The sequence below is a fragment of the Streptomyces himastatinicus ATCC 53653 genome (genome assembly GCF_000158915.1).
Lineage (GTDB): Bacteria > Actinomycetota > Actinomycetes > Streptomycetales > Streptomycetaceae > Streptomyces > Streptomyces himastatinicus.
In genome coordinates this window covers 10,263,634-10,286,882 of the sequence record NZ_GG657754.1, presented here as the reverse complement: position 1 = coordinate 10,286,882, position 23,249 = coordinate 10,263,634, and the positions used below count along the sequence as shown (strand labels likewise).

Below are 23,249 nucleotides of genomic sequence, written 5' to 3'. Positions count from 1 at the left end.
CCGTCCCGCATGGCCGCGAAGGAGACCTCGGGATGGACGAGGGGAGCCGGTGGTCGCCGCCGTCCCGGAGCGCGTTGGCCTCGCGCAGCTTCGCGGCCAGCCCCCACGACTGGCGGGAGAGCCCGGCGCTGGTCAGCCGACGGCAGCAGGCGTTCGCCGCGTCGTAGTCGGGCTGCTCCCAGACCTGCCGCGGCGGCACCGGGAAGACCCGCGACCGGTGCGGCCCCAGCCGTGCGGCGGCCAGCGCCTCCGCGCCGCGCCGCCCGGACGCCAACAGCCCCAGCGGCATGTCGACCGCGACCACGGCCGCGTCCCCCACCCGGGCCAGCAGATCGCTCAGCCCGCCGGCCGTCTCGGCACCCGCGAACGCGCCACCGCGCAGGGTCACCGCGACCCAGCCGGAAGGGCAGGCGTCCACCCCCACGACATCGCCGTGGGAATCCATCAGCCCGTCACCGCCGCCCGGTAGGGACGGAAGAACGCGCGCAGCTCCTCCGCGTACAGCTCGGGCTCCTCGAACGGCGCGAAGTGGCCGCCGCGCGGGGGCTCGGTCACGCGCGCCACGTTCGCCGTGCGGTCGAGCCACGCCCGCACCGGGCGGACGACGTCGCCGCGGAAGAGCGAGAACCCGGACGGCACGTCGACCCGGCGCGTGAGCTGCTCGCGCGGGATGGCGGCGTTCGCGTGGTACGCGCGCATCGAGGAGCCGATCGTCCCGGTGAGCCAGTAGAGCGTGACGTTCGTCAGGATCTCGTCCTTGGTGAAGCTCCGCTCGATGTCGCCGCCGCAGTCGCTCCACGACAGCAGCTTCTCGACGATCCACGCGGCGAGCCCGGCGGGCGAGTCGGTGAGCCCGAAGGCGGCGGTCTGGGGCTTCGTACGGTGCATGGCGCCGTAGCCGCCCTCGGCCGCGAGCCAGGCCGTCACCTCGTCGAACCAGGCGCGCTCCTCGGGCGTGAGGTCCGCCGGGTCGCCGGTGAACACGGGCACGCCCGCGTCCGTGCGGTGGACGGCCACGACCCGGTCGGGATGGTCGAGCGCGAGGTAGCGACTCACATGGCTGCCCATGTCACCGCCCGAGGTGCCGAACCGCTCATAGCCGAGGACGCTCATCAGCTCGGCCCACAGACCGGCCACGGCGACGGTGTCGAGCGGCGGACCGCTGGGGCGGTCGGAGTACCCGTAGCCCGGCATGTCCGGCACGACCACGTCGAACGCGTCGGCGGGATCGGCGCCGTGGGCACCGGGGTCGGTGAGGAGCGGGATGACCTTCGAGTAGCGCCAGAACGAGTCCGGCCAGCCGTGGCAGAGGACCAGCGGCATCGCGGGGGCGGTCCCGGCCGGTGTGGCGGCCGCTCGCGCGTGTACGAAGTGGATGCCGAGACCGCCGATCCCGACGCGGAAGCGGGGAAGCCGGGCGAGCGCCGCCTCCCGCGCGGACCAGTCGAACTCGTCCGCCCAGTAGGCGACGAGTTCGCGGAGATAGGTCAGGTCCGTCCCGAGCGACCACCCGGCGTCCTCGGGCGCGTCCGGCCAGCGCGTGCCGCGCAGCCGCGCGCGGAGGTCGTCGATCGCCGCGGGGTCGGTCCGCTGGAGGAACGGCTCGGGACGGGGCGGGATGTCAGCCATGGCGATCACCGTACACGCGGCATGACGCAGTACGAGCGTGCTCGCAGCCCCCTGTCTCGCTCCATATCCACGTCGAGGACGGCCGCGATGAACAGCCTCAGTGGGCGGTGAGGCCGCCGTCGACCACGAGTTCGGAGCCGGTCACGAACGAGGACTCGTCGCACGCGAGGAACAGCACGGCCGAGGCCACCTCGTCGGCGCGGCCCGCGCGGCGCATGGGGGTGCGCACGATGTCCGGCTGTTCGTCGCCCTCCTCGTCCAGGATGTCCTGGATCATCGGGGTGGCGATGACCCCGGGGTGGACGGAGTTGACCCGCACCCCCCGACGGGCGTATTCGACGGCGGCGGTCTTGCTCAGCAGCCGTACCGCCCCCTTGGACGCGGTGTAGGCGGCGGCCGCTCCGCTGCCCACGATCCCGAGGACCGACGAGGTGTTGATCACCGACGCGTTGCCGGTGGCGCGGAGCAGCGGCATCGCGGCCTTCATCCCGAGCCAGCTGCCCTTCTGGTTGATGTCGATGACCCGGTCCCACGCGTCTTCGTCGGTGTCCTCGATGCCGGGCCAGTCCACGATGCCCGCCAGGTTGACGAGCACGTCCAGCCTGCCGAACCGCTCGCGCACGGTGGTGATCACCGCGTCCCATTCCCGGGCGGAGGAGACGTCCAGCGCGGCGGTGGCCACCTCCGCCCCGGTCTCCTCGATGCGCCGAGCCAGTGCGCCGAGCGGTTCGCGGGCCACGTCGGTGAGGACCAGGCGCGCGCCCTCGCGGGCGAACAGTTCGGCGGTCGCCGCGCCGATTCCGCCCGTCGCGCCGGTGATCAGTGCGACCTTGCCGTCAAGTCGCCGTCCGCTCATGGTGGGTGCCCTTCTTGTCGTGCGTTGTCCGCCGCCGAGTCTGGACGCCCCCCAGGGCCGTAACCAGGACGTCTTCTTCCTGGGTGCGGCACACCCAGGAAGAAAATTCGGTGGCCGGGCACCGCCCGCACAGCCACGCGCTTGCTGACCATGGAAGACCAGAACCACCAGATCCGCGCACGGCACAACCCGGCCACGGTCACCGTCTACCAGGCGTACGCCCCGCACATCGGCCTGCCCGCGGCCCGCGACGGCCGGTTCCCCTCCGCCTGGAAGCGAGACCGGATGACCTGGATCAAACCGTCGTTCCTCTGGATGATGTACCGCTGCGGCTGGGGTCTGAAGGAGGGCCAGGAAACGGTCCTGGCCGTCGAGATCACCCACGAGGGCTTCGCCTGGGCGCTGCGCAACGCCTGCCTCTCCCATTACGTACGCGGCCTCCACCCCGACCAGGCGGCCTGGAAGCGCCAACTGCACCGCTCCCCCACCCGGGTCCAGTGGGACCCGGAGCGCGACCTCCAGCTGCGGCCGCTGCCGTACCGCTCCCTCCAGCTCGGCCTGGCGGGCGAGGCGGCCCGCCGGTACGCGGACGAGTGGACGGTGTCCATCACCGATGTGACGCCGCTGGCCCGCGAGGTCCACGCCCTCGTCCGGGCGGGCGACCTCGACGCGGCGGCCGCGCGCCTCCCCGAGGAGCGCCCCTACCCGGCGGCCGACGACCTCCTCTCCCACCTTCGGGTCCCGCGGCCCGCGCATCCGGCGGCAGACGGGGTGTGAATCCCGCCGCGACGGGAATCCATGCGCCGTACCCGGCCATGCGGGTGACGCGAGCGGCGGGAAGGACAAGCGGATGGGCGTGCGTACCTGGATCCAGGATTGGCCCGTCTACCGGCAGCTGACCGGAACCGACCCGCTCGGCCGCGGAGCCGCCGCCTCCTCGGCCGCCACCCGTGAGCTGCGCCCCCGCACCGCCACCGCGGACCGGGTGGTGAAGTCGGTCTGCCCCTACTGCGCGGTGGGCTGCGCCCAGAACGTGTACGTCAAGGACGACCGCGTGGTGCAGATCGAGGGCGACCCCGACTCGCCCGTCAGCCGTGGCCGGCTGTGCCCCAAGGGGTCGGCGACCCTCCAGCTGACCACCGGCGAGTCCCGCCGCCACCGGGTGCTCTACCGCCGCCCCCACGGCACGGACTGGGAGCCGCTGGACCTGGACACCGCGCTGGACATGGTCACCGAGCGGGTGATCCGCACCCGCCGCGAGACCTGGCAGTGGGAGCAGGACGGCATACGCGTCAACCGCACACTCGGGCTGGCCAGCCTCGGCGGCGCCACGCTGGACAACGAGGAGAACTACCTCATCAAGAAGCTGTTCACGGCCCTCGGTGTGGTCCAGGTGGAGAACCAGGCCCGGGTCTGCCACAGCTCGACCGTCGCCGGTCTCGGCACCTCTTCGGCCGCGGCGGCGCCACCACCTTTCTCCAGGACCTCCAGAACTCCGACTGCATCGTCATCGAGGGCTCCAACTTCGCCGAGGCGCACCCCGTCGGCTTCCAGTGGGTGATGGAGGCCAAGGCCCGGGGCGCCAAGGTCATCCATGTCGACCCGCGCTTCACCCGCACCAGCGCACTGGCCGATCTGCACGTCCCCATCCGGGCCGGCTCAGACATCGCCTTCCTCGGCGGGATCATCAACCACGTCCTCTCCAACGAGCTGGACTTCCGCGAGTACGTCCTGGAGTACACCAACGCCGCGACCCTCGTCGGCGAGGACTTCCGCGACACCGAGGACCTCGCCGGGATCTTCTCCGGTCTCGACGAGGAGACCGGCCACTACGACATCGACAGCTGGAGCTACGAGGGCACCCAGGTCCAGTCCCCCCAAGGGGACCCCGACCAGCTGTACGAGGAACGCACCGAGGACGGCCCCGGCGTCGCCCACGCGGGCCGCGCCGAGGTCCACGGCTCCGGCGGCGCCCCCGTCTCGGGTGACCTCCGCACCGACCGCACCCTTCAGCATCCGCGCTGCGTCTACCAGGTCCTCAAGCGCCACTTCGCCCGCTATACGCCCGAGTTGGTCGAGGAGACCTGCGGCATTCCCCGCGCGACCTTCCTGGAGGTGTGCCGGGCGCTGGTGGAGAACTCCGGCCGGGACCGCACCTCCGAGTTCGTGTACGCGGTGGGCTGGACCCAGCACACCGTGGGCGCCCAGTACATCCGTACCGCCTGCATCCTCCAGCTGCTGCTCGGCAACATCGGCCGCCCCGGCGGCGGCATCCAGGCACTGCGTGGCCACGCCTCCATCCAGGGCTCCAGCGACATCCCCACCCTCTACAACGTGCTGCCCGGCTACATCCCCATGCCCCACGCGCACCAGGACGAGGACCTGGACACCTTCACCGAGGCGGTGAAGGCGGACAAGGGCTTCTGGGGCAACATGCGCGCGTACGTCGTCAGCCTGCTCAAGGCGTACTTCGGCGACGCGGCGCGCGCGGACAACGACTACTGCTTCGGCCATCTGCCCCGGCTGACCGGCTCCCACAGCACCTACGACACCGTGCTGGCGCAGCTCGACGGGGTGTGCAAGGGCTACTTCCTGATGAGCGAGAACCCCGCCGTCGGATCGGCCAACGCCAAGATGCAGCGCCTGGGGATGGCGGAGCTCGACTGGCTGGTGGTGCGCGACTTCTCGCTCATCGAGTCCGCCACCTGGTGGCAGGACGGGCCGGAGATCGAGACCGGGGAGCTGCGCACCGAGGACATCGCCACCGAGGTGTTCTTCTTCCCCGCCGCCGCCCACACCGAGAAGTCGGGCTCCTTCACCAACACCAACCGGACACTCCAGTGGCATTTCCCCGCCAAGGAGCCGGACGGCGACGCGCGCAGCGATCTGTGGTTCATGTACCACTTGGGCCGGCGGATCCGGGAGCGGCTGGCGGGCTCGACCGATCCCATGGACCGGGCGATCCTCGACCTGACCTGGGACTACCCCACCGAAGGGCCGCTGGCCGAGCCCGTCGCCGAGGCCGTCCTCGCCGAGATCAACGGCCGTGGCGCGGACGGCACTCCGCTCAGCGCGTATACCCAGCTCAAGGACGACGGCTCCACCTCCTGCGGCTGCTGGATCTACTGCGGTGTGTACGCCGACGGCGTCAACCAGGCGGCCCGTCGGAAGCCGCACACCGAACAGGACTGGATCGCCGCCGAATGGGCCTGGTCCTGGCCCGCCAACCGCCGCATCCTCTACAACCGCGCCTCGGCCGACCCCTCCGGCGCGCCGTGGAGCGAACGCAAGGCGCTGGTGTGGTGGGACGAGCGCCAGGGGCGCTGGACCGGCCATGACATCCCGGACTTCATTCCCGACCGGTCGCCGTCGTACCGGCCGCCCGAGGACGCGAAGGGGCCGGACGCGCTCAGCGGGGTGGACCCGTTCATCATGCAGGCCGACGGCAAGGGCTGGCTGTACGCACCGGCCGGGCTGGTGGACGGGCCGATGCCGGTGCACTACGAGCCGCAGGACTCGCCCGTACGCAATCCGCTCCACCCGGAGCAGCAGCACAGCCCGGTCCGGCAGGTGTTCTCCCGGGAGCACAACCGGTTCCATCCCAGCGGCGGCGCCCCGGGCAGCGAGATCTTCCCGTACGTCATCACCACGTACCGGCTGACCGAACACTTCACGGCGGGCGGCATGACCCGCTGGACGCCGTATCTCGCCGAGCTCCAGCCGGAGTTGTTCTGCGAGGTCTCCCCCGCGCTGGCCGCCGAACTGGGCCTGGAACACTCCGGCTGGGCGACGCTGGTGAGCGCGCGGGGTGATCGAGGCCAGGGTGCTGGTCACCGAGCGGATGTCCCCGCTGAGGGTCGGGGGCCGCACGGTGCACCAGATCGGGCTGCCGTACCACTGGGGTCCCAATGGTTACGCGCGCGGCGACGCGGCCAACGAGCTGTCCGCCATCGCGCTCGACCCGAACGTCCAGATCCAGGAGGTGAAGGCGCTGACCGCCGACATCCGCCCGGGCCGCCGCCCCCGCGGCCCGGAGCTGACCGCCCTGCTGAACACCTACCGGCGGCGCGCCGGTATCACGGAGCTGACCGGGATGGAGGTCCGGGGATGACGGACGGGCAGGCGCCGAAGAACTCGCTCATCGGCCCAATCTGCTGGACGGTATCGAACCGGATCCGGCCGGCGACTCCGGACACGAGGGGCATCCGCCGCGGATGGGCTTCTTCACCGACACCTCCGTGTGCATCGGCTGCAAGGCGTGCGAGGTGGCGTGCAAGGAATGGAACGCCGTCCCGGAGGACGGGCTGGAGTTCACCGGCATGAGTTACGACAACTCGCAGGGGCTGGACGGCTCCACCTGGCGCCATGTGGCCTTCATCGAGCAGAACAAGCCGATGGTCCAAGGAGACGGCGGCGGGGACAGCGGTCTGCGCTGGCTGATGTCCTCGGACGTGTGCAAGCACTGCACCCACGCCGCGTGTCTGGACGTGTGCCCCACCGGCTCGCTGTTCCGCACCGAGTTCGGCACGGTCGTGGTCCAGGAGGACATCTGCAACGGCTGTGGCTACTGCGTACCCGCGTGCCCGTACGGGTCATCGGCCAACGCCCCGAGGACGGCCGGGTGTTCAAATGCACCCTGTGCTACGACCGGCTCGGCGCGGACCAGGAACCGGCCTGCGCCAAGGCGTGCCCCACCGAGTCCATCCAGTTCGGCCCGCTGGACGAGCTGCGCGAGCGCGCCGCCGCGCGGGTGGAGGACCTGCACCGGGAGGGCGTGTCCGACGCCCGGCTGTACGGCCACGACCCCGAGGACGGGGTGGGCGGCGACGGCGCGTTCTTCCTGCTGCTGGACGAGCCGGAGGTGTACGGGCTGCCGCCGGACCCGGTCGTCACCACGCGCGATCTGCCGTCGATGTGGCGGCACGCCGGGGCCGCGGCGCTGACCCTGCTCGGCGGAGTGGCCGCCGTGTTCGCGGCGCACGGGCGGAACGGAGGGAAGCGCTGATGGGCGACCACAAGGGAGGCAAGGAGCGCAAGGGGCGGAAGGGGCGCCGGGGCGAGCAGCTGATGGTGCCGGAGGCCGAGTTCACCTCGTACTACGGCAAGCCGATCCTCAACCCGCCCACCTGGCAGGCCCGGGACATCGCCGGGTACTTCTTCCTCGGCGGTCTGGCGGGCGCCGGTTCGGTGCTCGCGGCGGGCGCCGCGCTGACCGGCCGCCCCCGTATGGCCCGGGCGCTGAAGATCTCGTCGCTGGTGTCCGTCTCGGGTTCCGCCGCCGCCCTGGTCCATGACCTCGGACGCCCCGAGCGCTTCGCCAACATGCTGCGGGTGTTCAAGCCGACGTCGCCGATGAGCGTCGGTTCCTGGCTGCTGGCCGCGTACGGCCCGGCGGCGGGGGCCGCGGCGGTCCTGGACGTCGGCGGCAGGCTGCCGCGTACCGGCCGGGCGGCCACGGCGGTGGCCGCCGCGCTGGGCCCGGTGGTCGCGTCGTACACGGCGGTGCTGGCCGCCGACACCGCGGTCCCCGGCTGGCACGAGGGCTATCGCGAACTGCCGTACCTCTTCGTCGGTTCGGCCGCGGCGGCGGCCGGTGGCATGGCGCTGATCGCCTCGCCGGTGGCGGAGAACGCCCCGGCGCGCAGTGCCGCGCTGTTCGGTACGGCGCTGGAGGGCGTGGCCGTACGGGCGATGGAACGGCGGCTCGGGGTCGTCGCCGAGACCTACCGCGAAGGCACGGCGGGGCGGCTGATGCGCGCCGCCGAGGCCCTCGGCGCGGCGGGCTCGCTGGGCGGGGCGCTGCTGGCCCGCCGCAACCGCACCGCCGCGGTCCTCAGCGGCACGGCCCTGCTGGCGGCGTCGGCGTGCACCCGGTTCGGCGTCTTCCACGCCGGAATGCGGTCGGCCGAGGACCCGAAGTACACCGTGGTCCCGCAGCGCGAACGGCTGGCAGCACGGGAGCCGCGGCAGACGCAGGGTTGATCCGGTCCAGGATGTCCGGGGCGTTGACGCGCTCTGCCCTCCCCCATATCTTTCGTTCGAAGTTCTGAGCGACGTACGGGATTTCGAACGACACGATTCGGAACGGGAGACGCATGCCCCGCACACGCTGGAGACTCGGCCTCACCATCGGCGCCCTGCTCGCCGGTACCGTCACCGCCGTCCCCACGGCCGCCACCGGCGCTCCCGCGCACCCGGCGGCCGACGCCACCGACTACACGCTCTCCGTCGACCCGTCCGCCAAGGGCCCGGCGATCGACGACACGATGTACGGGGTGTTCTACGAGGACATCAACCGCGCGGCCGACGGCGGTCTGTACGCCGAGCTGGTCCAGAACCGGTCCTTCGAGTACGACCCCGCCGACCACTCCTCGTACACCCCCCTGACCGCGTGGACCGGGGCCGCGGCCGGCGGCGGTACCGGCGAGGCCAAGGTCGTGGACGACGACGGGCGTCTCAACGAGCGCAACCGGCGCTATCTGCGGCTGACGCTCGACGGCACCGGCGGATCGGCGGCCCGGTACGGGGTGACCAACTCCGGCTACACCACCGGAATGGCCATCAAGGCGGGCGAGCGTTATGACTTCTCGGTGTGGGCGCGCACCGACCAGGCGTCCGGAACGCCGCTGACCATCGGTCTGGGCGACGGCTCCGGCAGCGACACGCTCGCGCGTCCGCTGCGCGCCACGGTGCGCGGCGACCGCTGGACCAAGTACACCGGCACCCTCACCGCCACCACCTCCAGCAGCGCCGGACGGCTCACGGTCGCCGCGGGCGGCAGCGGCACGCTCCGGCTCGACATGGTCTCGCTCTTCCCCCGCGACACCTACAAGCACCGGCCGAACGGCCTGCGCAAGGACCTCGCGGAGAAGATCGCCGCGCTGAAGCCGGGCTTCCTGCGCTTCCCGGGCGGCTGCCTGGTGAACACCGGCAGCCATGAGGCGTACGAGGCGCCCAACTGGCCGCGCAAGCGGTCCTACCAGTGGAAGGACACCGTCGGCCCGGTCGAGCAGCGTGCCGTCAACTCCAACTTCTGGGGCTACAACCAGTCCTACGGCATCGGCTACTACGAGTACTTCCAGTTCGCCGAGGACATCGGCGCGATGGCGCTGCCGGTGGTGCCCGCGCTGGTCACCGGCTGCGGCCAGAACAAGGCCACCGACGACCCGGCGCTGCTCAAGCGCCACATCCAGGACACCCTGGACCTCGTCGAGTTCGCCAACGGACCGGTGACCTCGACGTGGGGCAAGAAGCGGGCGCAGATGGGCCATCCGAAGCCATTCGGCCTGACCCATCTGGAGGTGGGGAACGAGGAGAACCTGCCGGACGAGTTCTTCGCGCGGTTCACCGAGTTCCGCAAGGCCATCGAGTCCGAGTACCCCGACATCACGGTGATCAGCAACTCCGGCCCCGACGACAGCGGGCAGACCTTCGACCGCGCCTGGGCGCTGAACCGGGCCGCGGGCGTGGACATGGTCGACGAGCACTACTACAACAGCCCGCAGTGGTTCCTGGAGAACAACCAGCGCTACGACACCTACGACCGCTCCGGCCCGAAGGTGTTCCTGGGCGAGTACGCCTCGCAGGACAACAAGTGGCACAACGCGCTCACCGAGGCCGCGTTCATGACGGGCCTGGAGCGCAACGCCGATGTCGTCAAGCTGGCCTCGTACGCCCCGCTGCTCGCTCACGAGAAGGCAACGCAGTGGCGACCCGACATGATCTGGTTCAACAACTCCGCCTCCTGGGGCTCGACCAGCTACGAGACGCAGAAGCTGTTCATGAACAACGTCGGGGACCGGGTGGTGCCGAGCAAGGCGTCCGCCACCCCCGCCCCCAGTGAGCCGATCAGCGGCGCCGTCGGCCTGTCGACGTGGGCCACGAGCGCGGCGTACGACGACGTCAAGGTGACCGCCGCGGACGGTTCGACGCTGCTGAGCGACGACTTCTCGGGCGATGACGCGAAGTGGACCAAGGCCACCGGCACCGGGTCGTGGACGGTTCAGGACGGTGCGTACGTCCAGTCCGACGCCGCCGCCGAGAACACCATGGTCACCGCGGGCGATCCGGCGTGGCGCGACTACGACCTGAAGGTGAAGGCGACGAAGAAGTCCGGCAAGGAGGGCTTCCTCATCGCGTTCGGGGTCAAGGACACCGGCAACTACTACTGGTGGAACCTCGGCGGCTGGGGCAACACCCGCTCCGCCGTGGAGAAGGCGGTGGGCGGCGCCAAGCAGACGATGGCCGAGGACGGTACGAAGATCGAGACGGGGCGCAGCTACGACGCTCGCGTCGAGGTGCGCGGCCGTCAGGTGACGCTGTACCTGGACGGCAAGAAGTGGGGCGGCTTCACCGACGACAAGGTGGCCGAGCCGTTCCGCCAGGTGGTGACGCGGGACAAGGCCACCGGTGAGCTGATCGTCAAGGTCGTCAACGCCCAGAGCACGGCCGCCCGCACCCGGATCGACCTGGGCGGACGCAAGGTGGCGCGGACGGCGCGGCTGACCACGCTCCAGGGCGCTCCGGAGGCGGTCAACACCGAGTCCGAGCAGCCGGTCAAGCCGGTCCGGTCGAGGCTCGACGGGGTGGCGAACACCTTCACGTACACCTTCCCGGCGGACTCGGTCACGTTCATGAGGATCAAGACCAAGGGCTGATACGGGCAGGAGCGCGGGGCGGGTCCACACCGGGCCCGCCCCGCTGCCATGTCTTCAAGCGACGCCTCAGTCCTCGCGGGCGGCGGCGCGCCGGGGGCTCTCCCGGCGCGGCCGGAGCGGGGCGTCCTGGTCACTGAACAGCTCCGGGTGCTTGGCCCGGATCTTCTCCACATCGCTGAAGACCAGCCGAAGGTGCGAGCGCAGCGCCCCGTCCGCCCGGTCCAGATCGCCGTCCTCCAGCAGGTCGACCACCTCACGGTGCTGGCCGATCAGCAGCGACATCTGCTGGGTCAGCGGCAGCGAAAGCCGCCGGGCCCGGTCCAGCTGGGCCTTGGCCTGGCTGACCACGGGCCACGCCGAGGCATGTCCGCTCACCGCCATCAGCCGCTGGTGGAACTGCTCGTCCAGCTGGAAGAAGCCGGCCATGTCGGACTGCGCGTCGGCCTCCTCCTGCGCGGTGAGCAGCACCCGCAGCTCCGCCACGTCGCGCGCGGTGGCCTTGCCGACGGCGTCGCGCAGCGCCGCGCACTCCAGCGCCTCCCGGATGAACTGGGCGGAAGCCACGTCGCGCTCGCGGATGCGCGAGATGAACGTCCCCATCTGCGGATAGATGTCCACCAGCCCCTCGTCGGCGAGGAGGATCAGGCTCTCGCGGACGGGGGTGCGGCTGACGCCCAGCTCGGCGGCCAGGTCGTTCTCCGATACGGCCGAGCCCGGGGCCAGCTCCAAGCCGACGATGCGCGAGCGCAGCACCTCGTGGACGAGCTGCCGGGTGTTGCGCCCCCGGGAGCGTGCCGCGTGCAGTCCTTCAGCCGATGCCATCGGACCCCTTCCGAACCCTTGACCCGCCTTGCTGACGTACTTGTATGGTAGCCGACCAATAGCCCGGTCTCCACCCCGGAGCCGGGCGGTGAGGAGCAGACGCGCATGGCCACGATCACGGAGGCGACGGTCATCGTCACCTCTCCCGGTCGCAACTTCGTGACCCTGAAGGTGACCACGTCCGACGGTGTGACCGGTCTCGGCGACGCCACGCTGAACGGACGCGAGCTGGCGGTCGCCTCCTATCTGGAGGACCACCTCGTACCGCTGCTGATAGGCCGCGACCCCGCCCGCATCGAGGACATGTGGCAGTACCTCTACAAGGGGGCGTACTGGCGCCGCGGCCCGGTGACCATGACCGCGATCGCGGCGGTCGACACCGCGCTGTGGGACATCAAGGGCAAGGTCGCCGGGATGCCGGTGTACGACCTGCTGGGCGGCAAGGCCCGCGACGGGGCCATGGTCTACGGCCACGCCAGCGGCGGCGACATCCCCGAGCTGCTCGACGACGTCGCCCACTTCCAGGAGATGGGCTACCGCGCGATCCGCGCCCAGGCCGCCGTCCCCGGCTCCCCCGGGACCTACGGCATCCGCCACGGCACGGTCGCCACGGTCTACGAACCCGCCACCGGCGCCCTCCCCGAGGAGCAGCCGTGGTCGACCGAGGCGTACCTCGACTTCGCCCCGCGCTATCTGGAAGCGGTCCGCGAGCGGTTCGGCTTCGACTTCCACCTGCTGCACGACGTGCACCACCGGCTCAGCCCCACCGAGGCGGGACGGCTCGGCCGCAGCCTGGAAGACCTGCGGCTGTTCTGGATGGAGGACCCCACCCCCGCCGAACTCCAGGACTCCTTCCGGCAGATCCGCCTGTCGACCACCACCCCGATCGCGGTCGGCGAGGTCTTCAACTCCATCTGGGACTGCCAGCAGCTCATCACCGAGCGGCTCATCGACTACATCCGCGCCTCGGTCGTGCACGCGGGCGGCATCACCCATCTGCGGCGGATCTTCAACCTGGCCGAGCTGTACCAGGTGCGCACCGGTTCGCACGGCGCCACCGACCTGTCGCCGGTGAGCATGGCCGCCGCCGTCCATCTGGACGTCACCGTGCCCAACTTCGGCATCCAGGAGTACATGGCGCACGACCCGCTCACCCACGAGGTGTTCCGGCCGACGTACGAGCTGCGCGACGGCGCGCTGCACCCCTCCGAGGCGCCCGGCCTCGGCATCGAGCTGGACGAGGAGGCGGCCGCCCGCTTCCCGTACGACCCGAAGTACCTGCCGGTGAGCCGCCGTACCGACGGGTCGGTGCACGACTGGTGAGCAGCGCACAGCGGCTGTCCCTGGCCACCCTGCCCGCCGTACCGGCGGCCTCGCGCCCGCCGGTCGATCCCCGCGCGCTGCGCCCGCGCATCGTGCACCTGGGGATCGGCGCCTTTCACCGCGCCCACCAGGCCCTCGCCACCCAGACCGCCGAGGCCGCGCACGGCGGGGCATGGGGCATCGCCGGGGTCACCCAGCGCAGCCGGGCGGTGGTGGACGCGCTGCGCCCGCAGGACGGGCTGTACTCGTTCACCGAGCGGCGGCCCGGGGGCCCCGGACACCCGGGTGGTCGGCACGGTGACCGAGGTGCTGCACGCCGCCGACGACGGCGCCCGGCTGCTCGAGCTGATCGCCTCGGAGGACGTCACCGTGGTGACGCTCACCGTGACCGAGAAGGGCTACCGGCGCGACCCGTCCGGCGGCGCTCTGGCGCTGGAGGACCCCCTCGTCCGCGCCGACCTCGCGGGCGCTCCCGCCCCCGCGACCGTCGTCGGGCAGCTCGCCGCGGGGCTGCGCGCCCGGCTGCGGGCGAGCGGTGCGCCGCTGTCGGTGGTCTCCTGCGACAACATGGCGGCCAACGGCGCGGTCCTGCGGCGTCTGGTACGGGACTTCGTGGCGGCGAGCGCATGGGACGAGCGCGATCGCCTCCTCGACTGGCTGACCGGCTCGGTGGCCTTCCCCGCCACCGTCGTCGACCGCATCGTGCCCGCCACCACCGACGCCGACCGCGAGACCGCGGCCCGTGCGCTCGGCGTGGCGGACGAGGGCGCGGTGACCGGTGAACCGTTCACCCAGTGGGTGCTCCAGGACATCTTCGCCACCGACCGCCCGCACTGGGAGGAGGCGGGCGCCCGGTTCGTCGCCGATGTGGCCCCGTACCAGTCCGCCAAGCTCCGGCTGCTCAACGGCGCGCACTCGCTCATCGCCTACCGCGGCCTCGCCGAGGGCTGCGAGACCGTGGCCGACGTCCTCGCCACGCCCTGGGGCGAGGCGGCCGTGCGCGCCTACTGCGCGGAGGCGGCACAGAGCCTGCCGCCCGCCGAGGGCCTGGACCTGGCCGGGTACATCGACAGCCTCGTCGTCCGCTTCGCCAACCCCGCCATGCACCACCGGATCCGGCAGATCGCCATGGACGGATCGCTGAAGATCCCCGAACGGTGGCTGGCCCCGCTGCGCGAACTGCGCGCCGCCGGGCGGGACACCCCGGAACTGGTGTCGGCCCTCGCCGCCTGGGCCCGCGTCACCCGCGACCACCCCCTGGACGACCCCGAGGCCGAAGCGCTGCGCCGGGCCTGGGACGCCCGGCCCCCGCGCGACGCCCTGCGCCGCCTGCTCGGCCTGCTGGGCGCCGAGGACCTCGCGGACGACACCTCCCTGGTCACGTCCGTGGCAGCGGAGCTGCACCCCGCCGCCCGGACGCGCTGACCTCACGCACCACCCCCCAGCACCACCCCTTCAGAGGAGAGCCGCCTTGAAGACCCCCAGAGTCGTCCCCGCCACCGACACACCACCCGAGGACGAGACCGCCTCCGCCTCCGCGCCACCGCGCCCGCGCGGCCTGCGGCACAACACCCGCTGGCTGATGGCCTTCCTCTGTTTCCTCGGCATGACCGTCAACTACGTCGACCGCGCCACCATCTCCATCTCCCTGCCCTACATGACCGATGACCTGCACATCGGTCCGGAGTGGCAGGGCGTGATCCTCAGCATGTTCTTCGTGACCTACGCGCTGGGCCAGCTGCCCGCCGGGGCGATGATCGACCGGTACGGCGAGAAGAAGATGTTCGCGATCGGCGGGCTGATCTGGTCGCTGGTCACCGTCGCCACCGGCTTCGTCCGCGGCATCGGCAGCCTGCTGATCGCGCGGCTGGCGCTCGGAGCGGGCGAGGCACCGGCGTACCCCTCGTGCGCCAAGTCCGTCTCCCGCTGGTTCCCGGTCCGCGAACGGGCGCTGGCCAACAGCGTCTGGGACAACGGCGCCCGTGCCGGTACCGCCGTCGCCGCCCCGGTGGTGACCGCGCTGATCGCGTGGCAGGGCTGGCGGATGGCGTTCTGGGTCACCGGCGGGGTCGCCCTGCTGTGGGTCGCGCTGTGGCTGAAGGCGTACCGCGAGCCCTCGGCGGCCGGCGGGATCAGCGCCGAGGAGCGCGCCTACGTCACGGCGGGCGGCGCCCGGCTGGAGGAGACCCCCGCCGAGGACTCCGGGAAGGCGGCGCCGGAAGGGCCCGCGGTGCGGTGGCGCGACCTGTTCCGGTACCGCACGGTCTGGGGCATGATGATCGGCTTCTTCTGCCTCAACTACGTCATCTACTTCTTCATCACCTGGTTCCCCAGCTACCTCGTCGACGCCCGCGGCTTCGACCTGCTGAAGCTCGGCTTCTACGGCGCCCTGCCCGGCCTCGTCGCCATCGGCGGCAGCCTGCTCGGCGGCTGGACCAGCGACACCCTGCTGCGCCGCGGCTGGTCGGTGACCCGGGCCCGCAAGACCTGCCTGGTGTGCGGGATGCTCTTCTCTTCGGTCATCGCCTTCGCCGTGCTCGTCCCGAGCGCCATGTGGGCCCTGACGCTGCTGTCCGTCAGCTACGCGAGCCTGGCCTTCTCCGCCGCCTCGGTGGCCAGCCTGCCCGCCGACGTGGCGCCCACCCCGCGCCATGTGGCCTCGCTGGGCGGCATCCAGAACTTCGCGTCCAACCTGGCCGGGGTGCTCGGCTCGACCACCACCGGACTGCTGCTGGGCTTCTTCAACCACTCGTTCGTCGCTCCGCTGATGCTGTCCGGCGCGCTGTGCGTGGTCGGCGCCCTCACCTACGGCCTGGTCATCAAGCGCGTCGAACCCCTGCGGATCGCCGCCGCCTAGCCCGGAAGCCGCCCAGTCCGGAAACGGAGGGCGTCACAGGGGACGGCACAATGGGCGCATGTCCCGACGCACGCGCCGTACCGCCCCTGTGACCTGCCCCTGCGGACTGCCCGCGCCGTACGCCGACTGCTGCGGCCGCCTCCACCGGGGGGAGGCGCAGGCGGCCACGGCCGAGCAGCTGATGCGCTCCCGCTACAGCGCCTTCGCGGTGGGGGACGAGGCGTATCTGCTCCGCAGCTGGCACTCCACGACACGGCCGCCCCGGCTCGAACTCGCCCCGGGGCCGCGGTGGGTGCGGCTGGAGATCCTCGGCACGACGGACGGCAGTGCCTTCCACTCGACGGGCACGGTGGAATTCCGGGCACACTACGTGGACAGCGCAGCCGGCGGGCGCGCGGGCGAGCAGCACGAGAACAGCCGCTTCACGCGCGAAGGGGGCGCGTGGGTGTACGTGGACGGGGTGACTCTGCCCTGACGCGCCCCCGTTGACGGCGACCGCCCGGGGTTTGTTCGCCATGATGTCGCCGACGCCTTCTGGCGCACCGTCATCTCCATGGCGATGCTGGGGGCGCTGTGCGTGGGAACCACGCGCGTCCCATGGCCCCATGGAGTTGCCATGTCTCCTGTCGCGTTCACCAGACCCGTGGCGGCACTGGCCGCCGCCTGTGCCCTCGTCGTGGGTGCGGCCGGCCAGTCCGCCGCCGACAGCACCCCCGCGCCCGAACCGCTGCCCCGCTCCTCGTCGGAGATGCTGCGGCCGATCGCCCCGCCGCCCGCCGTCAACCCCCCGCCCGGCGCGCGGTCCATCGCCGACGGCGACGGCATCCGGACCGCCCGCTCGGAGCGGCCGGTCGCCCCGGGCGTGAAGCTGACCTCGTACGACTGGCTGGAGTCGGACAAATGGCTGCGGGCCGACGCGCTTTCGGTGGACCTCACCGGCTCCGCGAAGGTCGACTATTTGCACCCGGACAAGGTCGCCCGCCGCGATTCCGTCTCCCGGCTCGCGCAGGCGCACGACGCCGGACCGGGCCGCCGCACGGTCGCCGCGATCAACGGTGACTTCTTCGACATCAACCAGACCGGCGCCCCCGAGGGCACCGGCATCGGCGACGGCCGGATCGTCAACTCCGCCGCCTCCGGCTCGGGCAGGGCGGTCGGCATCGGTCCGGCCGCCGCGGGGCGCGTCCTCCAGCTGTACTTCGACGGCACGCTGACCCTCCCGGACGGCCCGCGTCCGCTCGCGGCGCTCAACGCCGCCAACGTCCCGGCCAACGGCATCGGCGCGTACAACGTCCAGTGGGGCGAGGCGGACCGGGCGCAGACCGTGGACGGCGCGCGGCGCACCGCCGAGGTCACGGTCGTGGACGGCAAGGTCACCACGGCGGCCGGAGCGCCCGGCAAGGGGGCGATCCCGGAGGGCGCCACCGTGCTGGTCGGCCGCGACACCGGGGCGGACGCCCTCGCCCGGCTGGCGGTCGGCGACCCGGTGTCGTGGGAGTACCGGCCCCGTACCGACAGCGGCGACACCCCGCGCACGGCGGTCAGCGGCCGTGAACTCCTCGTCGTGGACGGCGAACCGGTCGGCCACGAGGGCGAGGGCAACAACACCGCGGCGCCGCGCACGGCCGTCGGCTTCTCCCGGGACGGCCGGACGATGCAGATCCTCACCGTGGACGGGCGGCAGGCGGACAGCGGCGGGGTCACCCTCACCGAACTGGGCCTGATGATGAAGGACGCGGGCTCCTACAGCGCGCTCAACCTCGACGGCGGCGGCTCGTCCACGCTCCTGGCCCGCGAACCCGGCAGCGACACGGGCCGGGTGGAGAACAGCCCCTCCGACGGCAGCGAACGGCCCGTGCCCAACGGGTTCGCCTTCACCGCCCCCGACGGCAGCGGCCGGCTGCGGGGCTTCTGGGTGGAGACGGCGACCGAAGCGGCCGAGGCACCCACCGTCGATCCGGTCCGGGGCGGCCACCCGGAGCGGGTCTTCCCTGGGCTGACCCGCCGTCTCACCGCCGCGGGTTACGACGAGACGTACGGCCCGGCCGAGGGCTCGCCGCGCTGGCAGTCGTCCGACCCCGGGGTCGGACGGGTCGGCGCCGACGGGACGTTCACCGCGCGCCGCGGCGGCGACACCACGGTCGTCGCGCGGCGCGGCGCCGCCCGCGGCTCGATCGGGCTGAGCGTGCTGGACGAGCTGGACCGGATCCAGCCCACCACCCGGCTGATCGGGCTCGCCGACGCCGAGGCGACCGGCCGCTTCGGGATCGTCGGCCTGGACGCGCACGGCACCAGCGCGCCCATCGAGCCGTCCGACGTCCGGCTGACCTACGACCACGCGCTGTTCGACATCGCCCCGGACCCGGCGACGGGGAACTTCACCGTCAAGGCCCGCGGCGACCGGACCGCGGGCCGCATCACGGTCGAGGTCGGCGACGCCGTCACCGTACTCGCCGTCACCTCCGGACTGACCGACCAGCCGGAGGCCGCCTTCGACGACGCCGGGCAGTGGACGTTCAGCCAGGCCCGCGCCTCCGGTTCGGCGAAGGCCACGCCCGACGGGCACAGCGGCACCGGCCTGGAGCTGACCTACGACTTCAGCCAGTCCACCGCCACCCGCGCGGCCTATGTCACCCCGCCGGAGCCGATCGCGGTGGAGGGCCAGCCGCAGTCGTTCGGCCTGTGGATCAAGGGCGACGGCAAGGGGGCGTGGCCCACCCTCCACCTCAAGGACGCGGCGGGCTCGGACCAGTTGCTGCGCGGCCCGTACATCACCTGGACCGGCTGGCGACATGTCGACTTCGCGGTTCCGGCCGGAGTCGCGTACCCGCTGAAGGTGAGCCGCTTCTACCTCGCCGAGACGGGCGCCACCCGCCAGTACACGGGCGGCGTCACCCTGGACGACCTCACCGCACAGGTCCCGCCCGATGTCGAGCTGCCGAAGGAGGACGTACGCCCCGATCCGCTCATCGCCACGGCCGCGCGCACCGGCGGCCGGGACTGGCGGTTCGCGGTGATGTCGGACGCCCAGTTCGTGGCCCGTGCCCCGGACAGCCCGATCGTGGCCCAGGCCCGCCGCACCCTGCGGGAGATCAAGGCGGCGAAGCCCGACTTCCTGGTCATCAACGGCGACTTGGTGGACGAGGGATCGCCCGCCGATCTCGCCTTCGCCCGCCGCGTGCTCACCGAGGAGCTGGGCGACGACCTGCCCTGGTATTACGTGCCGGGCAACCACGAGGTGATGGGCGGCTCGATCGACACCTTCACCGCCGAATTCGGGCCCGCGCACCGCACGTTCGACCACCGGGGCACCCGGTTCCTCACGCTCGACACCTCGAGCCTGAGGCTCCGGGGCGGCGGCTTCCAGCAGATCAAGGCGCTGCGCGCACAGCTGGACGCCGCCGCCGGGGATCCGGCCATCGGCTCGGTGATGGTGATCGAACACGTCCCGCCGCGCGACCCCACCCCGCAGCAGGGCAGCCAGCTGAGCGACCGCAAGGAGGCCGCGCTGCTGGAGAACTGGCTGGCCGATTTCCGCCGTACGACGGGCAAGGGCGCGGCGTTCATCGGCAGCCACGTGGGCACCTTCCACGCCTCGCGGGTGGACGGCGTCCCGTATCTGATCAACGGCAACGCGGGCAAGAACCCCGCCACCCCGCCCGGCCAGGGCGGCTTCACCGGCTGGTCGATGGTGGGCGTCGACCACGTCTCGCGCAGCAGCGGGCGGCGGCGCGCCAGGCGCCGTGGACCGGCGGGACCGACTGGGTGTCGGTGCAGACCCGCGCCCATGTGGACGAGCTGACGGTCACCGCCCCGGCCGAGCTGCGCGCCGGGCAGGACGCGGACGTCACGGCGTCGGTGATCCAGGGCGAGGGGGCCGGTGCCCGCACGGTGCCGGTCGGCGGACCGCTCAGCGCGGACTGGACCGGCTCGCGACACGTCTACGTCGGCAAGGTGTCCCGCGCCCGGCACCCGGCCCGCTATGTCGCCGCGTTCGACCCGGCGACCGGGAAGCTCACCGCGCTGCGCCCGGGTACGGCGACCCTCGCGGTGACCGTGAACGGCGCGACGGCGCAGGCGCGCATCTCGGTGACGGCGGCGGCCCGGGCCGGGGCTCCCGCGGCGTGAACGGACCGGTGGGGGCGGGACGCCCGCCCGGGACGCCCGCCCTGGGGTTGCGCCCGGGCCCCGCTCCCACCGGCCTCAGGCGTCCCAGACCCGGCGGACCTGTTCGAAGCGGGTCGGCAGCGGAGGGCGGCGCGCGGCGTACCGGGCGTTCGTACGGTGGACGAAGCGGCGCCAGGAGAGCACCAGCCCCTGCCGGGTGATGGGCAGCCCGGCGGCGACGGTCACGCCGTTGTCATGGGTGTGGTGCACGGTGAGCAGCAGCGCGTCCGGGATGGAGCCCTCCAGTTCGGTGCACAGCTCCTTGCGCACCAGCAGCCAGCGGCGCAGGACCAGGATCGTGCCGGCGTCCAGACCGTGGCGGCGCGGGATCCGGTGCTTGCCGTGTTCGATGGTCACCCATCCCGCGTCCAGGTCGAGCGACGTCATGGTGCAGCGCAGCAGACCGCCGTAGCGGGCGCCGCTGGCCCGGGCCAGCCCCACGATCACCGCGAGCCGTACCGTCTCCGGCTTCGCGCCGTTCTCCAGGGCCTGCACGGACAGCAGCCGCCAGATCCACTCCGCTTCCGCGGCCGACACCACCGGACGCGGATACCGGTCCTCGGCAGATTCCGTCGTCACACCGGATCACCTCCCGCTTGGCACATTATTTATGCTGACCGAGAGTTCACAACCCCAGATCGCTCAGGCCCGGGTGGTCGTCCGGTCGGCGGCCGAGCGGCCAGTGGAACTTGCGGTCGGCCACCGTGATGGGCAGATCGTTGATGGACGCGTGGCGCTGCGTCATCAGGCCGTGGGCGTCGAACTGCCAGTTCTCGTTGCCGAAGGAGCGGAACCAGTTTCCGGACGCGTCGTGGCATTCGTAGGCGAAGCGCACGGCGATGCGATTGCGCTCGTATGCCCATAGTTCCTTGATGAGCCGGTACTCCCGCTCCTTCGCCCACTTCTGGGTCAGAAAGTCGACGATTTCCGGGCGGCCGTGCGGGAATTCCGTGCGATTGCGCCAGCGGGAGTCGACGGAGTAGGCGAGGGCGACCTTTTCGGGGTCGCGGGAATTCCAGGCGTCCTCCGCCTGACGGACTTTCTGGAGTGCGGTCTCCCGGGTGAACGGCGGAAGCGGCGGTCGCTCGGTCACATTCTCTCCCTCGATGAACTGTGCGGGTGATCCCTGGATGACGGTTCACACGGTACGGTCGGCGCGTGCGTCTTGTGCTGATGTCGGACACCCACCTCCCGCGACGGGCCAGGGAGCTGCCGCGGGAGCTGCTGGACCATGTGACAGGCGCCGATGTGGTCCTCCACGCGGGCGACTGGGTCGACACCGCCACCCTCGATCTGCTGGAGGCGCGCTCGCGGCGGCTGATCGGCGTGTACGGCAACAACGACGGGCCCGAGCTGCGGTCGCGGCTGCCGGAGGTGGCGTACGCGGAGCTGGGCGGACTGCGGTTCGGGGTGGTGCACGAGACGGGCGCGGCGCAGGGGCGTGAGCGGCGCTGCGCGCAGCGGTTCCCGGAGCTGGATGTGCTGGTGTTCGGCCACAGCCACATCCCGTGGGACTCCACGTCGGCCGACGGGCGGCTCCGGCTGCTCAACCCCGGCTCCCCCACCGACCGGCGGCGGCAGCCGTACTGTACGTTCATGACGGCCGTGATCGAGGCCGGTCGGCTGGGCGCCGTGGAGCTGCACCGGCTGCCGCCCCGCCGCTGAAGGCGCCGTTTCCTCGCGGCGTTTCTCCCGGGTGTGAGTGGTCCGCCCGTCCCTCTCGCCTCGCGTCGAGTTCAGTTTTCCCTCTTCAGCCCCTGCCCCGTCCCCCTCCGTGGTGCTGATGAGGAGTGACTGATGACGGTACGGAGCGCTGCCTCCGCGCGGCGTCCGGCGCTGGCCGCCGTGTCGCTGGGAATGTTCTGCGTCCAGCTGGACGCCTTCGCGCTGAATCCGGCGCTGCCCCGGATCGGCCGCGATCTCGGGGCCGGCGGCGGGCTGCCGTGGGTGGTCAGCGGCTATCTGCTGGCGGCGGCCTCGCTGATGCTGGGCGCCGGTCGGCTGGGCGATGTGCTGGGGCGGCGCGCGCTGCTCACGACGGGTCTCGCGGTGTTCGGGGGCGCGTCGCTGGTGTGTGCGCTCAGCCCCTCGCTGCCGGTGCTGGTGGGCGCCCGGGTCGTCCAGGGAGCGGGCGGCGCGCTGGCCATGCCGGTGGGGCTGGCCCTGCTCACGCGCCTCTATCCGCCCGCGCTGCGCGGGCGGGCCCTGGGGTGGGCGATCGGTGTCGGGGGCGTCGCGACGGCGTGCGGGCCGTTCGTCGGCGGGGTGCTGACCGAGGCGGTGTCGTGGCGTGCGGTGTTCTGGCTCAATGTGCCCGTCGCCGCGCTCGCGGCGGGGTGTGCGGCGCGGGCGGCGGAGCCCCGGGACGGGTGCGCGCCGCGCCCGGTCGGCGGGAAAGGCCTGGTCGCGGCGACCGCGGCGGTCGCCGCGCTGGCGGTGTGCACCGACCGCGGGCCGGTGTGGGGCTGGGCGTCGGGGCGTACGGCCGCCGCCCTGGTCCTGACAGCCGCCCTGTTCGTGGTCTTCGTACGGTACGAACGGGCTGCGCCGAACCCCCTGGTGAGCCCGGCGCTGCTGCGCAACCGGCCCTTCGTGGCGTTCACCGCGGCCGGTGCGGTGGCCAATGCCGCCACCGTGGTCTTCCTCTTCGTGGTGCCGATGTCGCTCCAGGGCTCGTGGCGGCTGTCGGCGGCGGCGGCCGGGGCGGCTTTTCTCGCCCCTGCCGCGGCCATGTCCGTGGCCGGACCGCTGGCCGGGCGGATCGCCCCGGCGCGGGCGGCCGGGGCGATGGCGGGGTGCCTGGGCCTGGGCGGGGCGGGGCTGTGCGCGGCGCCAATGGCGACGTCGCTGCCGGGCTACGTCCTGGCGGCCACGGGCTGCGGGGCGGCGCTCGGGGTGGCGGGAGCCCTGGCCCTCATCGCCACCCAGGCGGCCGCGG

At 72.4% G+C, this 23,249-nt stretch carries 17 protein-coding genes and 3 pseudogenes; 14 read left to right on the top strand and 6 right to left on the bottom strand.

All coding sequences use genetic code 11. The features are described from left to right. From SSOG_RS43240 to SSOG_RS43230, 3 genes are all read right to left on the bottom strand, one after another. On the bottom strand, positions 1-445 hold a 445-nt coding region (locus SSOG_RS43240; RefSeq protein ID WP_245606517.1), incomplete at its 3' end, for a DUF429 domain-containing protein. Beyond that, a complete protein-coding gene (locus SSOG_RS43235; RefSeq protein WP_009720654.1) occupies positions 445-1,629 on the bottom strand; it encodes an epoxide hydrolase family protein in 1,185 nt (394 codons plus the stop codon). The genes SSOG_RS43235 and SSOG_RS43240, both read right to left, overlap by 1 nt. A gap of 97 nt (positions 1,630-1,726) precedes the next feature. Further along, complete coding sequence (locus SSOG_RS43230) at positions 1,727-2,485, bottom strand: SDR family NAD(P)-dependent oxidoreductase (RefSeq protein ID WP_009720653.1); 759 nt, start codon at positions 2,483-2,485, stop codon at positions 1,727-1,729. 150 nt (positions 2,486-2,635) lie between these two features. Between SSOG_RS43230 and SSOG_RS43225 the strand changes: the two genes are divergently transcribed. From SSOG_RS43225 to SSOG_RS43205, 5 genes and pseudogenes are all read left to right on the top strand, one after another. After that, the gene (locus SSOG_RS43225; protein WP_009720652.1) at positions 2,636-3,262 is read left to right on the top strand and encodes a DUF4291 domain-containing protein; all 627 of its coding nucleotides are present in this window, start codon (positions 2,636-2,638) and stop codon (positions 3,260-3,262) included. 73 nt (positions 3,263-3,335) lie between these two features. Next, positions 3,336-6,596, top strand: a pseudogene (gene fdh, locus SSOG_RS43220) (formate dehydrogenase). A gap of 103 nt (positions 6,597-6,699) precedes the next feature. Continuing rightward, a pseudogene (locus tag SSOG_RS43215) lies at positions 6,700-7,490 on the top strand (4Fe-4S dicluster domain-containing protein). Next, positions 7,490-8,467 (top strand): NrfD/PsrC family molybdoenzyme membrane anchor subunit, encoded by a 978-nt coding sequence (gene nrfD / locus SSOG_RS43210; RefSeq protein WP_009720648.1) that lies wholly within the window; start codon positions 7,490-7,492, stop codon positions 8,465-8,467. The pseudogene SSOG_RS43215 and the gene nrfD overlap by 1 nt, the downstream one beginning before the upstream one ends. A 113-nt stretch (positions 8,468-8,580) precedes the next feature. Further along, on the top strand, positions 8,581-11,142 hold the full coding sequence (locus tag SSOG_RS43205; RefSeq protein ID WP_009720647.1) for an alpha-L-arabinofuranosidase C-terminal domain-containing protein: 2,562 nt from the start codon (positions 8,581-8,583) through the stop codon (positions 11,140-11,142). A gap of 66 nt (positions 11,143-11,208) precedes the next feature. Here SSOG_RS43205 and SSOG_RS43200 read toward each other — a convergent pair whose 3' ends face one another. Further along, positions 11,209-11,964 carry a GntR family transcriptional regulator gene (locus SSOG_RS43200; protein ID WP_039940137.1) on the bottom strand — a complete coding sequence of 252 codons (756 nt, stop codon included), beginning with the start codon at positions 11,962-11,964 and terminating at the stop codon, positions 11,209-11,211. Positions 11,965-12,069: 105 nt separating this feature from the next. Between SSOG_RS43200 and manD the strand changes: the two genes are divergently transcribed. From manD to SSOG_RS58790, 7 genes and pseudogenes are all read left to right on the top strand, one after another. After that, the gene (manD, locus tag SSOG_RS43195) at positions 12,070-13,287 is read left to right on the top strand and encodes a D-mannonate dehydratase ManD (RefSeq protein WP_009720645.1); all 1,218 of its coding nucleotides are present in this window, start codon (positions 12,070-12,072) and stop codon (positions 13,285-13,287) included. Next, positions 13,284-13,481: pseudogene (locus SSOG_RS58130) on the top strand (mannitol dehydrogenase family protein); the annotation flags it as partial. The gene manD and the pseudogene SSOG_RS58130, both read left to right, overlap by 4 nt. A gap of 91 nt (positions 13,482-13,572) precedes the next feature. Beyond that, the gene (locus tag SSOG_RS57070) at positions 13,573-14,712 is read left to right on the top strand and encodes a mannitol dehydrogenase family protein (RefSeq protein WP_009720644.1); all 1,140 of its coding nucleotides are present in this window, start codon (positions 13,573-13,575) and stop codon (positions 14,710-14,712) included. 46 nt (positions 14,713-14,758) lie between these two features. Then, complete coding sequence (locus SSOG_RS43185) at positions 14,759-16,144, top strand: MFS transporter (RefSeq protein WP_009720643.1); 1,386 nt, start codon at positions 14,759-14,761, stop codon at positions 16,142-16,144. A gap of 58 nt (positions 16,145-16,202) precedes the next feature. Then, the gene (locus SSOG_RS43180; protein WP_009720642.1) at positions 16,203-16,619 is read left to right on the top strand and encodes a YchJ family protein; all 417 of its coding nucleotides are present in this window, start codon (positions 16,203-16,205) and stop codon (positions 16,617-16,619) included. Between the two features lie 141 nt (positions 16,620-16,760). Then, positions 16,761-19,946: a phosphodiester glycosidase family protein gene (locus SSOG_RS43175; protein ID WP_425385452.1), complete on the top strand. Its 3,186-nt coding sequence runs from the start codon at positions 16,761-16,763 to the stop codon at positions 19,944-19,946. Continuing rightward, complete coding sequence (locus tag SSOG_RS58790; RefSeq protein ID WP_425385451.1) at positions 19,910-20,272, top strand: hypothetical protein; 363 nt, start codon at positions 19,910-19,912, stop codon at positions 20,270-20,272. Before SSOG_RS43175 ends, SSOG_RS58790 begins: the two co-directional genes overlap by 37 nt. Before the next feature lie 75 nt (positions 20,273-20,347). On the opposite strand, the gene SSOG_RS43170 is transcribed toward SSOG_RS58790, so the two are convergent. Together SSOG_RS43170 and SSOG_RS43165 are read right to left on the bottom strand one after the other, a co-directional pair. Next, entirely contained in the window at positions 20,348-20,890 is a 543-nt protein-coding gene (locus tag SSOG_RS43170; RefSeq protein WP_009720640.1) for a tyrosine-type recombinase/integrase, read from the bottom strand. 46 nt (positions 20,891-20,936) lie between these two features. After that, entirely contained in the window at positions 20,937-21,404 is a 468-nt protein-coding gene (locus SSOG_RS43165) for a nuclear transport factor 2 family protein (protein ID WP_009720639.1), read from the bottom strand. Between the two features lie 65 nt (positions 21,405-21,469). Here SSOG_RS43165 and SSOG_RS43160 point away from each other — a divergent pair, with 65 nt between their 5' ends. Together SSOG_RS43160 and SSOG_RS43155 are read left to right on the top strand one after the other, a co-directional pair. After that, positions 21,470-21,976 (top strand): metallophosphoesterase family protein, encoded by a 507-nt coding sequence (locus SSOG_RS43160; protein WP_009720638.1) that lies wholly within the window; start codon positions 21,470-21,472, stop codon positions 21,974-21,976. Between the two features lie 132 nt (positions 21,977-22,108). Further along, positions 22,109-23,249, top strand: a 1,141-nt coding sequence (locus tag SSOG_RS43155) for an MFS transporter (protein WP_009720637.1), incomplete at its 3' end; no start/stop codon positions are given.